The 15714-nt window shown below is 69.9% G+C and carries 9 protein-coding genes and 1 pseudogene; 2 read left to right on the top strand and 8 right to left on the bottom strand.

The window, feature by feature from the left end; genetic code table 11:
- The first annotated feature begins 374 nt into the window (after positions 1-374).
- A complete protein-coding gene (locus ACFPA8_RS27130; RefSeq protein ID WP_386452889.1) occupies positions 375-2027 on the top strand; it encodes an ATP-binding protein in 1653 nt (550 codons plus the stop codon).
- Between the two features lie 44 nt (positions 2028-2071).
- On the opposite strand, the gene ACFPA8_RS27135 is transcribed toward ACFPA8_RS27130, so the two are convergent.
- The 4 genes and pseudogenes from ACFPA8_RS27135 to ACFPA8_RS27150 form a co-directional block, all read right to left on the bottom strand.
- A complete protein-coding gene (locus tag ACFPA8_RS27135) occupies positions 2072-2926 on the bottom strand; it encodes a glycoside hydrolase family 16 protein (RefSeq protein WP_386452774.1) in 855 nt (284 codons plus the stop codon).
- Between the two features lie 127 nt (positions 2927-3053).
- The gene (locus ACFPA8_RS27140; RefSeq protein WP_386452776.1) at positions 3054-4667 is read right to left on the bottom strand and encodes a solute symporter family protein; all 1614 of its coding nucleotides are present in this window, start codon (positions 4665-4667) and stop codon (positions 3054-3056) included.
- 176 nt (positions 4668-4843) lie between these two features.
- A pseudogene (locus tag ACFPA8_RS27145) lies at positions 4844-5287 on the bottom strand (DUF485 domain-containing protein); the annotation flags it as partial.
- Positions 5288-5393: 106 nt separating this feature from the next.
- Positions 5394-7574: a DNA gyrase/topoisomerase IV subunit B gene (locus ACFPA8_RS27150; RefSeq protein WP_386452778.1), complete on the bottom strand. Its 2181-nt coding sequence runs from the start codon at positions 7572-7574 to the stop codon at positions 5394-5396.
- 425 nt (positions 7575-7999) lie between these two features.
- Between ACFPA8_RS27150 and ACFPA8_RS27155 the strand changes: the two genes are divergently transcribed.
- Positions 8000-8227, top strand: a complete 228-nt coding sequence (locus ACFPA8_RS27155) for a DUF7455 domain-containing protein (protein WP_386452780.1) — start codon at positions 8000-8002, stop codon at positions 8225-8227.
- Between the two features lie 285 nt (positions 8228-8512).
- On the opposite strand, the gene ACFPA8_RS27160 is transcribed toward ACFPA8_RS27155, so the two are convergent.
- From ACFPA8_RS27160 to ACFPA8_RS27175, 4 genes are all read right to left on the bottom strand, one after another.
- Positions 8513-9475: a serine protease gene (locus ACFPA8_RS27160; RefSeq protein ID WP_386452782.1), complete on the bottom strand. Its 963-nt coding sequence runs from the start codon at positions 9473-9475 to the stop codon at positions 8513-8515.
- Between the two features lie 155 nt (positions 9476-9630).
- Positions 9631-11238, bottom strand: a complete 1608-nt coding sequence (locus ACFPA8_RS27165; RefSeq protein WP_386452784.1) for an RNA polymerase sigma factor — start codon at positions 11236-11238, stop codon at positions 9631-9633.
- 408 nt (positions 11239-11646) lie between these two features.
- The gene (locus ACFPA8_RS27170; protein ID WP_386452785.1) at positions 11647-12660 is read right to left on the bottom strand and encodes a FadR/GntR family transcriptional regulator; all 1014 of its coding nucleotides are present in this window, start codon (positions 12658-12660) and stop codon (positions 11647-11649) included.
- 175 nt (positions 12661-12835) lie between these two features.
- A complete protein-coding gene (locus tag ACFPA8_RS27175; RefSeq protein WP_386452787.1) occupies positions 12836-15622 on the bottom strand; it encodes an ATP-binding cassette domain-containing protein in 2787 nt (928 codons plus the stop codon).
- Positions 15623-15714: the final 92 nt, after the last annotated feature.

Consider the following 15714-nt stretch of genomic DNA (forward strand, 5'->3'; position numbering starts at 1 on the left):
CCAGGGACAAGGGCGGGACGGACGGGGCGGGACGGGCGACGAAGGAAACCGATGTCCGGGATCGCACACGTCACAGCGCCCGGGCGCCTCCGGCGGTTACCGTCTCGGACACACGCATGACCGCAGTCGCGGGCCGGCCCCTCCCGACCCGCCCGGCCCCTCCCGACCCGCCCGGCCACCAGGCCCCGGCGGACGCTCCGCTCCTCGCCCCTGCCGGAATCCCCGCCCGCCCCGCCGTGCACCGCAACGAGGTTCCCGTGACCGCACCCGACGCCACCGCCTCCGGCACATCCCCACCTGATGTACGGCGCCGTCTGCGCGCCCCCCTGAGGCGGGTCCGCTGGCCGCAGCGCGTCTTCTCGCAGGTCCTGCTGATGCAGCTGGCCATCGCCACCGGGGTCACCGCCCTGGTCACGGCCTTCTTCCTCGCCCCGCTCAGCGACGAACTGGACGACCGGGCGATGGACCGCGCTCTGGCCATCGCCCAGACGACCGCGGCAAGGCCCGCCCTCGCCCGTCAGCTCGGCTCGGCCACCGGTCCGTCCGCGGACGGACCGGTGCAGCACCAGGCGGAACGGATACGGAAGTCCACGGGCGCGGGCTACGTCGTCGTCATGGACACCGAGGGCATCCGCTGGTCCCACCCGGAGCGCCACCGCGTCGGCGAACACGTCTCCACCGACCCCGGCGCCGTACTGGCCGGTCACGAGGTGCGGCACATCGACGAGGGCACCCTCGGCCGTTCGGCACGCGGCAAGGTGCCTCTGCGCGACGAGGAGGGCCACCTCGTCGGTGCGGTCTCCGTCGGCATCGCCTACGACGGCGTGCAGGACAGGCTGCTCGGTGCGGTGCCGGAGCTGCTGGCGTACGCCGGCGGCGCACTGGCTGTCGGAGCGCTCGCCGCCGTGCTCGTCTCACGGCGGCTGCAGCGGCAGACCCATGACCTGGCTTTCTCCGACATCTCCGCGCTGCTGGACGAACGGGAAGCCATGCTGCACGGCATCCGGGAAGGCGTCGTCGCCCTCGACGCCGACGGCCGCATCAGACTCATCAACGACGAGGCGCAGCGGCTGCTCGAGCTGCGTCCCGACGACACCGGACGGCCGCTGGCGGAGGCACTGGGTCCGGGCCGTACGGCGGATGTGCTGTGCGGCGAGGTCACCGGCTCCGACCTGCTCACCGTCCGGGGCGGCCGCGTGCTGGTGGCCAACCGCATGCCCACCGGAGACGGCGGGGCGGTGGCCACACTGCGCGACCGGACGGAACTGGAACTCCTCGGGCGTGAACTCGACGGTTCGCGGGGCCTGATCGACGCGCTGCGGGCGCAGGACCACGAGCACGCCAACCGGATGCACATCCTCCTGGGGCTGCTGGAGCTCGGACAGCACGACGAAGCGGTCGAATACCTCAGTGCCGCGGTCGGGGTGCACCGTGCGACGGCCGAGCAGATCGCCGAACGCGTGGGGGACCCGCTGCTGGCCGCGCTTCTCGTGGGAAAGGCGACGGTCGCCGCCGAGCGCGGCGTCACCCTGCACACCACACCGGCCACGCGACTGCCGGACCGGCTGATCGACCCGCGGGAGCTCGCGACGGTGCTCGGCAACCTCGTCGACAACGCGGTGGATGCGGCGGCCGGTTCGGCTGCTGCCCGGGTGTCGGTGGAGCTGCACCCTCAGGACGGGGAGGACGGCGGGGGCAGTCGGGACGGGGAGAGCGGCCGCGGTACCGGCATCGTCCTGCGTGTCGCCGACAGCGGACCGGGCGTCCCCGACGGACAGCGTGACCTGGTCTTCGCCGAGGGCTGGTCGACCAAGGAACCTCCGGCCCACCGCCGGCGGGGGCTGGGGCTCGCGCTCGTGCGACGGCTTGCGGAGCGGCACGGCGGTACAGCGCACGTCGGTGAAGCCGCCCTGGGCGGTGCGGAGTTCACTGTCGTGCTGCCGCAGGCACTGCACCCCGACGCAGCCACGGCGGCAGCCCCGGCAGCGGCGGCGGCTTCACGACATGCGGAAACTGGGACGGCGTAGGGGCGAGGACGCCGTGCAGACCGCCCTCGCCCCCTCACGCACGGTCAATTGCCCCCCGTGACGCGGACGTAGTCGACGACCAGCTGCTGCGGGAAGCTGGTGCCGCCGTCGGGATCGCCAGGCCAGTCGCCGCCGACCGCGAGGTTGAGGATCAGGTAGAAGGGATGGTCGAAGACCCACCGGTTGCCGTTGAGATCGGCGGGAGTACGGGTCTGGTACACGTTGCCGTCCACCGACCAAGTGATCTTCTCCGGCGACCAGTCGACGGCGAAGGTGTGGAAGTCGTCGGAGAACTTCTGTCCGGCCGGGAGGGAGTATCCGGCGCCGATCCCGCCCGCCCCCGAGTAGCCGGGCCCGTGCAGGGTCCCGTGCACCGTTCCGGGCTCGAAGCCGACGTTCTCCATGACGTCGATCTCGCCGCAGTCAGGCCACCCCGCGCTGCCGATGTCCTCGCCCAGCATCCAGAAGGCCGGCCACATGCCCTGGCCCTGGGGGACCTTCAGACGTGTCTCGACGTGCCCGTATGTCGTCTTGAACGTGCTCGCGGTGTTCAGCCGGGCAGACGTGTATTCGCAAGGCCCGTACCAGCACTGGTAGTTGCCGGGGTTCTCCTTCTTCGCCGTGATCACCAGGTTGCCCTGGCCGTCGAGGGCGGCGTTGTCCGTGCCGCTGGTGTACCACTGGCGCTCGTGGTTGTTGACGTTGTCGCCCGTCTCCAGCTGCCACTTCGACCCGTCGACGGGACTGCCCGCCGGCCCGTCGAAGTCGTCGCTGAAGGACGCCACCGCGGCGTCCGGCTGCGGGGGTTCGGCTGCACTCGCAGGTGTCACCAGTACGGGTGCTGTGGCCAAGGCGACGGCGGCCAGCAGCCCGGCCGTGAAGGAAGTCCTGGGTTTCATCGAGCGGTTGCCTTCCTGTGGACGGATCACACGGAACTGGCATGCCGTTATTTGTTGAAGACAATGTCCGGCGTCACCGCGTACATGTCAATAGGTCTGGACCATCTTCTTCACGACCTGACGGCGCTCACACGGCACCCGCCCCCGTGAGCGAACGCACCTCTGTCTCCGCGTGCTTGGCCTCGTCAGCCGCTTCGCGCGAGGTGACGGTGCCGAGCCAGCCGGCGAGGAAGCCGAGCGGGATCGCCACCAGCCCCGGGTTCTCCAGCGGGAAGACCGCGAAGTCGATCCGCGGGAACAGTGCGCCCGGCGCCCCGGAGACGACCGGGGAGAGGACGACCAGCGCGATGGCCGGAACCAGCCCCCCGTAGACCGACCAGACTGCGCCCCGCGTGGTGAACCTGCGCCAGAAGAGCGCGTAGAGCAGCACGGGAAGGTTTGCCGCAGCCGCCACCGCGAACGCGAGTCCGACGAGGAAGGCCACGTTCAACTGCTGTGCCAGCAACCCGAGTCCGACGGCGGCGGCGCCCACCACCGCTGCGGCGACGCGGGCCACTCCCACCTCGCTGAGCCGCTTGCGGCCGCCGCGTCCGTCCGCCCGGGCACGCCTGCTGAACGAGGCGTACAGGTCGTGGGCGACGGACGCGGAGGAGGCGAGCGTGATGCCTGCGACCACGGCCAGGATCGTGGCGAAGGCGACCGCGGCCACGACGGCGAACAGCACGTGCCCGCCCGTCGAGTCGGCACCCCCGCCGAGCTCCAGCGACAGCAGCGGTACCGCGGTGTTCCCCGCCGGGTCGGACGCACGTACGGCATCGCTGCCCAGCAGCGCCGCGGCACCGAAGCCGAGGACGACGGTCATCAGGTAGAAGACGCCGATGAGCCCGATCGACCAGACCACCGACCGCCGTGCGGCACGCGCGGTGGGCACCGTGTAGAAGCGCGAGAGGATGTGCGGCAGTCCGGCCGTGCCCAGAACGAGTGCGAGGCCCAGGCTGATGAAGTCCAGCCTGTGCGTCCACTCACCGCCGTAGCGCAGGCCGGGGGCCAGGAACTCCCGCCCGTGGCCGCTGCGTTCGGCCGCACTGCTGAGCAGCGCGCCGATGTCGCCGCCGAACCGGAGCAGGACCAGCACGGTCAGCGCGAGGGCTCCTCCGAGGAGCAGCACTGCCTTCACGATCTGAATCCAAGTCGTGGCGCGCATGCCGCCGCAGGAGACGTAGACGATCATCAACGCCCCCACCCCGATCACCGTCCACGACCGGGCCTGACTGCTCTCGCTTCCGAGCAGCAGCGCGACGAGACTGCCCGCACCCACCATCTGCGCGACGAGGTAGAGCACCGAGACGGTGACGGAGGAGATGCCCGAGGCGATCCGGACAGGCCGCTCGCGCATGCGTGCGGCCACTACGTCGGCCAGCGTGAACCGGCCGCAGTTGCGCACGAGTTCGGCGACGAGCAGCAGCACCACCAGCCACGCCACGAGGAAGCCGACGGCGTAGAGCATGCCGTCGTATCCGAAGAGCGCGATGACACCGGAGATGCCCAGGAACGAGGCGGCCGACATGTAGTCGCCGGCGAGGGCGAATCCGTTCTCCATCGGGCTGAAGAGACGGCCGCCCGCGTAGAACTCCACCGGCGACCCCTGCCGTCGCCGGCTCGCCCGGCTCGTGATGGCGAGAGTGACGGCGATGACTGCGCTGAAGAGCAGCAGGGTCAGTGTCCGGTGATCGCCTGTCACAGCGTGCCCTCCCGGGCGGCGCGCGGGGCGGGGAAGTCGGCCAGCGCCTCTGCCCGGCGCCCGGTGCGGGCTTCGGCGCGGCCCCCGGCGCGGCCATCGGTACGGCCCCGCGGGAACGCGCCTGCGCGCCCGCCCTCCGGCTCCGCGCGCTGCGGGCCCCGCCCGGCCCCGCTCCCGGCCGCTCCACCCGCCCGGGCCATGTCCTGCGTCTCCCACCGCAGTTCGAGCGCGAGCCGGTCCCTGCGCAGCCGCGCGTGCCGGACGTACGCCCAGGTCAGCAGGAACGTGGTGGCGAACTGCGCGAGACCTGCGGCCATCGCGACGTTGAAGACCCCGACCACGGGCCGCGCCATCAGCTGTGGAGCGAGAGTCGCCGTGACCACATAGGCGAAGTACCAGATGAGGAACGCCGCGCTGGCGGGCACGACGAACCGCCGGTACCGCCGCCGCACTTGCTGGAACGCAGGACTGCGCTGGACGGTGAGGTAGACCGTCGCGTGCGCGTCACGGGGCTCACCGCGCCCGGTCTGCTCATGGGCAGGGCACGGTGCTGCGGAGCGGCCGTCGTGATCGCCCCAGCCGGAGGCCAGGGCGTCGTACCAGGGGTCTTCGGTGCGCATGCCCAAGGATGGGCATGCGCAGAAGATCACGGATGGGGCATCCTGGACTGTTCACCCCTTCAGGTGACGTACCAGACACAGGCCGGGGCGTAGCCCGCACAGTCCGTCAGACATCGATCCGCGAGCGGTCCAGGGTGGCCGCGGAGGAGCTGATGAACTCCCTGCGTGGCGCCACCTCGCTGCCCATCAGCAGATCGAAGGCCGCCTCCGCGGACTCCAGGTCGCTGATGTTGATCCGCCGCAGCGTGCGGTGCCTCGGGTCCATGGTCGTCTCCGCGAGCTGGTCGGCGTCCATCTCACCCAGACCCTTGTACCGCTGGATCGAGTCCTTGTAGCGCACCTTCGTGCGCTGCAGCTCCATGAGCGTCTGCCGCAGTTCGTTGTCGGAGTAGGTGTAGATGTACTTGCTCTGCCCCTTCTTGGGGTTGGTGAGCTCGATCCGGTGCAGCGGGGGCACGGCGGAGAAGACGCGGCCCTCCTCGACCATGGGGCGCATGTAGCGCTGGAAGAGCGTGAGCAGCAGGCAGCGGATGTGCGCGCCGTCGACGTCCGCGTCGGCGAGGAAGATGACCTTGCCGTAGCGGGCCTGGTCGATGTCGAAGGTCCGCCCGGACCCCGCTCCTATCACCTGGATGATCGAGCCGCACTCGGCGTTCTTGAGCATGTCCGAGACGGAGGACTTCTGGACGTTGAGGATCTTGCCGCGGATCGGCAGCAGCGCCTGGAACTCGGAATTCCGGGCCAGCTTCGCGGTGCCGAGCGCCGAGTCGCCCTCCACGATGAACAGTTCGCTGCGCTCGACGTCGTCACTACGGCAATCGGCCAGCTTGGCGGGCAGCGCGGACGATTCCAGGGCAGTCTTCCGCCGCTGCGCCTCCTTGTGCTGCCGGGCGGCGATGCGCGTACGCGCCGCCGCGGCGATCTTCTCCAGTACCGACCGGGCCTGCTGCTTGGCGTCCCGCTTCGTCGACGTCAGGAAGCCCTTCAGCTCTGTGGCGACGACCTGCGCGACGATCCGGGAGGCGGCCGAGGTGCCCAGGACCTCCTTGGTCTGCCCCTCGAACTGCGGCTCCGCCAGCCGTACGGTCACGACCGCCGTCAGGCCCTCCAGCGCGTCGTCCTTGGCGACGTCGTCCTCGGCGACGCGGAGGATCTTCGTGGAGCGCAGCGCCTCGTTGACGGTCCTGGTGACCGAACGTTCGAATCCGGAGACGTGGGTGCCGCCCTTGGGCGTGGCGATGATGTTGACGAAGGACTTCAGCGTGGTGTCGTACCCGGTCCCCCAGCGGAGCGCGATGTCCACGCCGAGCTCCCGCTGCACCTCCGTGGGGATCATGTGCCCGCGGTCGTCCAGGACGGGCACGGTCTCCTTGAACTGGCCCTTGCCCTGCAGCCTCAGCACGTCGCAGACGGGCCTGTCCTGGGCCAGGTACTCGCAGAACTCGCTGATGCCCCCGTCGTAGCGGAAGACCTCCTCCGAGACGCCGGAGCCGGACGCGCCCTCCCCCTCGGGCCCCGCCGACTGCTCCAGCCCGCGCTCGTCCCGTACGACGAGCGTCAGCCCGGGGACGAGGAAAGCGGTCTGGCGGGCCCGGGCGTACAGCGTCTCCAGGGAGAGCTTGGCGTCCTTGAGGAAGATCTGGCGGTCCGCCCAGTAGCGCACGCGCGTGCCGGTCCGGTTCTTGGGCAGCTTCTTGCCCTTGCGCAGGCCGCTGGCGGGGTCGAACGGCGCGTCGGGGCCCGACTCGGTGAAGATCCCCGGGACGCCCCGCCGGAAGCTGATGGAGTGCGTGCGGCTCCCGCGGTCCACCTCGATGTCGAGGCGGGACGAGAGCGCGTTGACGACGGATGCGCCGACGCCGTGCAGACCGCCGGAGGCCGCGTACGAGCCGCCGCCGAACTTGCCGCCGGCGTGCAGCTTCGTCATCACGACCTCGACGCCGGAGAGCCCCGTCTTGGGTTCGACGTCGACGGGGATGCCCCGCCCGTTGTCGCGGATCTCGACCGATCCGTCGTCGTGCAGGATCACCTCGATGTGGTCGCAGTGACCACCGAGAGCCTCGTCGACGGAGTTGTCGATGATTTCCCAGAGGCAGTGCATCAGGCCGCGGCTGTCCGTGGAGCCGATGTACATGCCGGGGCGCTTGCGCACCGCCTCGAGACCCTCGAGAACCAGCAGGTGCCGCGCGGTGTAGTTGGAGCCGCCGTCCCGGTCTGCGCCGGTGAGCAGTGCGGCGGACGGCTTGGTGTTCCCCGTGCCGGTGGCCAGGGAAGGTTCGGCGGTCACGCGGTTCGCTCCTCGCTGAATTCTGCTGTGGGTGGCTGGCTGCCGCGTCAGAGGGTACCGAGAGTGCAGGAGAGGGCGCGCCGCGCCACCCAGGAAGGGGGTTCATGCTAGCCCATGCTCGATAGGATGTTCGATAACACGAGCGGGTGACGCACACATCACGTTCCCTTTGGCGCATGAACCATTTAGGCTCCGGGCACGTCCCCTTCAACAACGGGAACACTGCACAGACAACAACTGGACAACAGCAACCAAGCGACATGACGACGAAGCAACCCACGTAATACGGCTCATTCGCCGCCACCCGGCAACATGCAGCCGCCCCGAGGAGAAATCTGAGGGGAATCGTCGAGAGCGGGAACGTTTTCGACCTGGTTGGATGTTGACCCTGGTACGACAGCTCGTCGAGCTAGAGAAGAGGCGACGTGACTACTGTTCTGACCCCCGCGACTCCGTTGACGGCCGCCGATCGCTGCGACCGCTGCAACGCTCAGGCCTACCTGCGCGTCGTGCTGCTCAGCGGCGGAGAGCTGCTGTTCTGCGCCCACCACGGCCGCAAGTTCGAGCCTGAGCTCAAGAAGATCGCCGCGGAGATACAGGACGAGACGGAGAAGCTCACCGCGTCTCCCGCGAATGCGGAGGCCGGCGAGTAATCCCGAGCGTCCTGACTTGACGCAACGTCCCGAACCGACGAGCTCGGTCCGGCTCAGAGCCGGAAACGGTGGGCGGCCATCCGGTGACCCCGGGTGGCCGCCTTTACCTGTCCCGGCTCCCGGTACCGGTTTCCATGACTATGAGGCCGGAGAATTTCGCTCTCAGCGAACCAGTTCGCGAACCCATTTCTCCATCACTCCAAACCTGCGGATTTTCTTCGGTTTCCGGCCCGCAGGCCGGGCTTCCCGCCGCTGTCCGTCGGCCACATCCGTGCTCGGACGGTCTCACCCGCTGTGCGCCCGTATCGCGTCCGCCATCGCCGAGACCCGGGTGTAGACGCCCGGCCGCCCCTCCTCCCCGCAGCCTGCCCCCCACGAGACCAGCCCCACCAGGCGCCCCTTCACCACGAGCGGCCCTCCGCTGTCTCCCTGGCACGCGTCCCGGCCGCCCGCAGGCGTCCCCGCGCACACCATCGACTGCTTCTCGAAGGCCCCGCCGAAGGTGCCCGAGGCGCTGCGCGGGTACGCCCGTGCACAGTCCGAGTCCTCCACCATCTCCACATCGGCTGCGCGGAGGCCTGAGGCGTACGCTCCGGTCCCGCTGGTGTCTCCCCAGCCGAAGACCTCCGCGGCGGTCCCAGGCGCGTACGCGCCGTCCCGCGCCGCCGCCATGGGGACGGTGTGGCTCTGCGACAGCGGCTCGGAGAGTCCGAGCACCGCGATGTCCTGTTCGTTGGTCACTGAGTCGTAGCCCGGATCGACCCACGCCGTGCGCACCGGCACCTCGCGTCCCGACCGGGTCTCCAGGTCCCCCCGCCCGGATATGACGTGCAGATCCTTCACCTCCTCCCGGGGCACGCCGAGCACCTCCCTGCTGAGGCAGTGCGCCGCCGTGACGACCGTCCGTACGTCCACCAGTGCACCCCCGCAGAACTGGCCCGAACGCTCCGCGCCGAAGCGTTCCCTGCTGGAGATCGCCACCGCCCACGGGTGTGCCGCGGCGTCGACCGGACGACCGCCCACCACTGCACGAGTCCGCGCTCCTGTCCGGGCGGCTCTGGCCTCACGGACGTCCCGGGCCTCCCGGGCATCTGCCGACGTGAGCGTTCCCGCAGGCGCCCGCGCCGTGTCCCGCGCCGTGTCCCGCGGTTGAACGGCGGCCCTGGTGAGCCGCGGCGAAGCCGCCGGCAGCGCACCGAGCAGGACTGCCATGAGCAGGAACAACGGGATCGCTCGCAGCTGACGCATGCAGCCTCCAGACCCGTAGCGGCTATCCGGAGCACCAAGGGTGAGCCGTATGGAGCAGCTCCGCATCCCGAGAAGGCAGCGCACACGCGGCAGGGGCCGGTGATCCCTGAAAGGATCACCGGCCCCTGCCGTACCGCGTGCGTGCGGTTCCCGCCTCAGTCCAGGTAGTCGCGCAGGACCTGGGACCGGGAGGGGTGACGCAGTTTGGACATCGTCTTGGACTCGATCTGCCGGATGCGCTCACGGGTCACGCCGTAGACCTTGCCGATCTCGTCGAGCGTCTTCGGCTGACCGTCCGTCAGGCCGAAGCGCATGGAGACCACTCCCGCCTCGCGCTCGCTCAGCGTGTCCAGCACGGAATGCAGCTGCTCCTGGAGAAGCGTGAAGCTGACCGCGTCGGCGGGGACGACCGCCTCGGAGTCCTCGATGAGGTCACCGAACTCGCTGTCGCCGTCCTCGCCGAGGGGGGTGTGCAGCGAGATCGGCTCGCGGCCGTACTTCTGGACCTCGACGACCTTCTCCGGGGTCATGTCCAGCTCCTTGGCCAGCTCCTCCGGCGAGGGCTCGCGGCCCAGGTCCTGGAGCATCTGGCGCTGGACGCGCGCGAGTTTGTTGATGACCTCGACCATGTGCACCGGGATACGGATGGTGCGGGCCTGGTCGGCCATGGCGCGTGTGATGGCCTGCCGGATCCACCAGGTCGCGTACGTCGAGAACTTGTAGCCCTTGGTGTAGTCGAACTTCTCGACGGCACGGATGAGGCCGAGGTTGCCCTCCTGGATCAGGTCCAGGAAGAGCATGCCGCGGCCGGTGTACCGCTTGGCCAGGGAGACCACGAGGCGGAGGTTGGCCTCCAGCAGGTGGTTCTTGGCGCGGCGGCCGTCCTCGGCGATGATCTCGAGCTCGCGCTTGAGCTTCGGTGCGAGCTTGTCCGCGGCAGGGGCGAGCTTGTCCTCCGCGAACAGGCCGGCCTCGATCCGCTTGGCGAGTTCGACCTCCTGCTCGGCGTTGAGGAGGGGAACCTTGCCGATCTGCTTCAGGTAGTCCTTGACGGGGTCGGCCGTGGCGCCGGCGGCGGCGACCTGCTGGGCAGGTGCGTCGTCCTCGTCGTCGTCGGAGAGAACGAAACCCTCGTTCTCGTTCTTCACCTCGGCGGTGGGACCGTCACCCGCACCCGGCTTGTTCGCCGACTTGGGCGGCGCCTCGTCGGCGGCCTCGTCGGAGCCCTCGAGGAGCTCGTCGACGACGGACTTCTTGCCCGCGGTCTTCTTCGGAGCGGCCTTCTTGGCGGTCGCCTTCTTGGCTGTCTTCTTGGCCGCGGCCTTCTTCGCCGTGGCCTTCTTGACCGGCTCGGCGGCGGCCGCCTCTGCGGCGGCTGCGCCGACGACGGCCTCCGCGGGGACCGTGTCGGTCTCCACGGTTGTCTCCGGCTTGGCGGTGGCCTGCTTCGCGGCAGCGGTCTTGGCGGGAACCGTCTTCGTGGCGGTGCGCTTTGCCGGAGTCTTCGCCGCGACGCTCTTACGGGTGCGCTTGGGGGCTTCTGCGGCACTCACCATCAGCGTCACACCCTCCTCGTCGAGGATCTGGTTGAGGCTGCGCAGTACGTTCTTCCACTGGGTTGGCGGAATCTGGTCAGCTTCGAAGGCCCGACGCACGTCGTCGCCGCCGATCTGCCCCTCAGCCTTTCCCCGCTCGATGAGCGCCACCACAGATTCGGATTCGGCGATCTCCGCAGGGAGCGTACGGGATGTGCTGGCCGACACGAACAACCTCTCGGAACGATGGAAACGGCAAACCGCCGGTGGGGATGGACCGACGGCGCGGGCTGAGCATCGAAGGAATACGGCGCCTGGTTGAGCGCCGGGCTCGGGCTTCGTATTCCTCCTCGGCTGTCACCTCTTGAGTCATCGCGCTGCACCGCGAAGCGTTACGGGCAATACGCGTGGCCCGGATCACATCCTGCACGCGTGCATTCTGTGAAAAATCCCTGAAAGACGGACAACAGGGGCGGCTGTACGACCCCGTACCGCTCCTTCGGCCCTGATACGGATGCGCCGCCGGACATCCGGCGGCGCATCCGTATGTACCGCAGGCGCGGCTTGTCAGTCGCGGCTTACCGCTCCGGCTCGTGGGCCTGCGGCACAGGGGTGCCGGAGCGTCGGGCACTTCTCTCAGTGCTCGCGGGGCGCGGGGACGACGTGGTCGGTGCCGCCCGTACCGCCGCCGGTGGTGGCGCTGCTGCCCGGCTGCGGCACGCCCGGCGCCGCCGCGGCCTCCGGGCGTCCGCCGAGCAACTGACGCATCGCCGACTCGGCCGTCGCGGACTCACCCGAGCCGAGTGCGTCGACGACCCGCTTGTGGTGAGCGATCGACGCCTCGGACGCCCGGTCGCACCCGGTGGCCGGGCCGCCCGAGACCTGGAGCGCGGCGGAGACGATCCCCGAGAGGTGCTCCAGCATGCGGTTCCCCGCGGCCTGCAGCAGCAGCCCGTGGAACTCGGCGTCCGCGCGGGAGAAGGTGAGGGTGTCGCCCTGGCCGAGAGCGTGCGTCATGATCTCGACCATGTCCGCGAGCCGCTGCTGTACCTCGTCCCGCACCTGGCCGGCGGCGAGACGGGCGGCCAACGGCTCGATGGTGCTGCGCAGTTCACGCAGCTCGCGGCGCTGGTCCTCCCGCTGCGGCCCGAAGGCGCGCCATTCGATGATGTCGGGGTCGAGCAGGTTCCAGTCGCTGACGGGGCGCACCCTCGTCCCCACATTGGGCCTCGCGCTGACAAGGCCCTTCGCCTCGAGGACGCGCAGGGATTCACGGACGACGGTACGGGAGACCTCGAAGCGGTGGCCGATCTCCTCCGGCACCAGGGGACGGTCGGCACCGAGGTCACCGGAGACGATCATCTGGCCGAGCTGCTGGACGAGTTGGCCGTGCAGCCCGCGTCCCCGATTGCCGGTGGCGCGGCGGCCGACGCGGTTGATGTCGGTCTCGGAGCCTTGCCAGGCAGGGACGTTGCTGGTCGTGCGTGCCGTGCCGGAGGACTCGGCGTACGCGTAACGGTCGATTTCTCCCGGGCCGGTGAGCCCGGAGTCGGCTGAACGGGCCGCGGTCATCATGGTGTGCGCAAGGGTAGTCACGCATCCTTTGTCGGCGGCGCTTCCCGGGGCCTTGAGGGCTTTGGTGAAAAGCACACGAAAGGGTGATCGTTGCCTTCCTCGCAATTGACGCCTTATCGGAAAGAAGCCGATGCCCGCCAACCATCTACCTGTCATATGCAGGACGTTGGCACTTCCGCCGACCTGCGGAGACCTCGCAGCCCGTGCCGGAACGCACCCCGCGGTCAGTGTGCAGTTCCGTTGTGGGGCGTCATCGTGCGCGGCTGCGTACCGAGCTGACGAGGTAGGCGAACGACAGGGCCACGAGAGACAACCCCAGCGCGGGGCCCGCAGGTTGGGAGGCCAGCTCGACGGCGGCCGACACCCAGCGCTCAGCTCCGGGGGGCCAGGGGACGAGCAGCGCGGCCTCCAGGCGATCCGGAAGGCCGTCGAGCGACCTTCCGTCGGATCCGCTGAACAACCGGTGCAGCGCCGGGGAGACGAGCAGCGGCACCGCCAGCACCACGGCCGTCCCGGCAGCGGCGGTCCGGAACACCCCCGCAGCGAGAAGCCCGGTCCAGCCGCACCCGACGGTGAAGGCGAGGATCGCCGCGGCGTGGAGCTGCCAGGGTGTGCCGCCTACAGAGCCGCCCGCGTCCGCGAGCAGTGAACCGGAAGAAGAATCAGGATCGTTCGAGGAGGCGGAGGCGAAGACGTCCGTACCGAAGAAGAGAGTGAGCGCCATCGCATTGAGCACGGCCACCACAAGGCTGAGCACGACGGAGAGCGCGGCTGAGACCGCGAGTTTGGCCGCAACCAGACTCAGTCGGTGCGGGACAGCTGCGCGAGCGGGGGCGGGAGCCGCGTAGCGGAACTCTTCCCCGAAGGAGAGCGCGCCGAGAAGGCCGACGGCGAGGGCCACGGGAGGCAGCAGAAAGACGCTCCCCGACGGCCAGCCGGCAAGGAGGCGCACCGCGGGCGCGACCGTACTGCGGGAGGCCGGTGGCAGACCCATGCCCGTACGTGCCAGGACGAGCGAGAGGCACAGCGCTGCCGAGACGGCCACGACCGCGGTGATCCAGGTGGTGCGGACGCCGGACAGACGGCGCAGCTCGTAGCTCAGGGGCGCGACGGGGCCGGGACGGGCGACGGCGTGCAGCGGAGGTGGAAGTTCGGCTGCGGGACGTACCGGAGGCCGCGACGGGGACCACGCGGACGGTGGACTCGATGGGCCGGTGGCAGCCGTTTCTGTGGTGGGACGAGCAGAAGAATTCGCTGAGGCCGTCTCCGTGGCCGTGGCCGTTGAGGGAGCCGCTGCTTCCCGGGGCGGTGGATCGATGTCCGCAAGGGGGGTGTAGCTGATGGGGACAGTCGGATCGTCCGGAGATGTCTGCGGAGCTGGGGACGGTTCGGGGCGGCTGTCTGCACCGGCTTCTGGTTCGACGTGCGCGGGCGCGTCGCTCTCGGCGGCCGAGCGGGAGGGTCTCGACTCCGCCCCGGCTGACGGCCCGTGTCCAAGAGCCGGTTCGGCACCGGGGACGGTGGCGGAAGCCTCCACTCCCGAGGAAGCGTTCGTCGAGGGCACATTCGTCGACGAGGCGTCATCCGCGAAGCGGCCCCCGGCAGCGGAGGCCGTGACAGCGACAAGTGCGGGAAGGGTCTCGGAGTCCCGCACGGACTCGGGCACGTGAGCTGCCGGTTCCGGCTCGGCAGGAGAGTCGGAGTGAGAGGTCGCTGCCGGGCACATCACGGGAGAAGTGGCTGTCGTCGGGATCTCCGGTTCGTGCGACTGGAGCGGCGACGATTCCGCTTCGGACGACGTCTCGGTGACTGTCGACGCTGTCGCCTCCGAAGTCGCGGACGACGGGAGCTCTTGGGTGGTCGCCGTGCCGTCGTCATCGGCAGATTTTCCGGCGGTGGCAGCGGCACCCGCACCCGCAGCGCCTTGTGCGTCGGGTCCGACGACGGCTCCCCCCGACACCTGCGCTGCTTCTTCGCCCGGCTCTGCTCCGCGTTCCGCGGTCGTCATCTCTGCTTCGGCCGACGCGCGTTCGGCGAGTGAGTCGAGGGCAGGCGAAGTGTGGCCGGCACCTGTCAACCCGGTCGGGGACCGTTCTGCGCGTCGGCCGTCCGCCCGCACCAGGGGGACGGGAGCCTGTGCATCTCCCGCGTCGCCGCTCTCGTCGGTGAGTTGGTGCACGAGAATGCCGTGCCGGTAGGCGTACTCCCCTACTTCGGCGCAGCTGCTCCCGTACACGGAGAGGTGATTTCCGTCTTCGCGCACGACCTTGAGAGGGCCGCCGTCACGTCCTTTCGGACCGGCTCTGCGGGCCTCCTCCGTGAGGACAGCCACGAGGCGTTCCGCGTGTGGAGTCCGGACGGCGACGCGGGGCCTGAGCCGGGTGCGTACGAAGTCGGCGACTTCCTGGTCAGCAACGAGGCAGCCGGAGTCGACGCTCACGACTCGGTCGGCGAGGTCCGCCGCTTCGTCGGCGCGGCGCGACGTCACCAGGACCGTGCCCCCCTCCTTGGCGTAGCCGCGCAGCAGTGAGTACAGCCAGCTGGTCTCGCGGGGCGAGAGGTCTCGCGCCGGTTCGTCCATGACCAGCGTATGGGGGTCACCGAGCAACGCGCAGGCCACGGCGAGGCGTCGGTCCATGCCGCGTGAGAGCTCGCCGATGCGCTGGTCGGCGAGGCCGCTGAGGCCGACGACGTCGAGCACGTCGTCGGCCCGGCCCACCGGGACACCGGCAGCGGCGGCCAGCATGCGCAGGTGACCGCGGGCCGTCCGTGCCGGATGCCCCGGGGCGTCGCCGAGCAACACCCCCACCTCACGGGTGAGATGGATGATTCTCTGCACGGGCCGGCCTCGGAACAGAGCGATGCCGCGGCCGGGCTGGAGTTGGAGCATGAGCCGGAGAGCGGTCGTCTTTCCCGAACCTCTGGGGCCGAGAAGGACGGTGACGCGACCGGGACGTGCCTCGAAGGTGAGGTCGTCCACGGTCGGCTTGAGTTGGTGTCGGCGAGGCAGGCTGGTCAGCCCGATGGCCTGGATCATCGCTTCTCCTGCGAGACGCGTGGGGGGCGCATTGAGGCAAGATAACGCGATATACCAGGCTTTCCGGGCAATGCGCTCCACCCGGCCAAGTC

Origin of the sequence: Streptomyces ovatisporus (assembly GCF_042653885.1) — a bacterium.
GTDB lineage: Bacteria > Actinomycetota > Actinomycetes > Streptomycetales > Streptomycetaceae > Streptomyces > Streptomyces ovatisporus.

Coding starts and splice junctions, on each gene's coding strand:
- ACFPA8_RS27130 (WP_386452889.1), top strand. CDS start 375: ATGCAGCTGGCCATCGCCACCGGGGTCACCGCCCTGGTCACGGCCTTC.
- ACFPA8_RS27135 (WP_386452774.1), bottom strand. CDS start 2,926: ATGAAACCCAGGACTTCCTTCACGGCCGGGCTGCTGGCCGCCGTCGCC.
- ACFPA8_RS27160 (WP_386452782.1), bottom strand. CDS start 9,475: ATGCGTCAGCTGCGAGCGATCCCGTTGTTCCTGCTCATGGCAGTCCTG.
- ACFPA8_RS27175 (WP_386452787.1), bottom strand. CDS start 15,622: ATGATCCAGGCCATCGGGCTGACCAGCCTGCCTCGCCGACACCAACTC.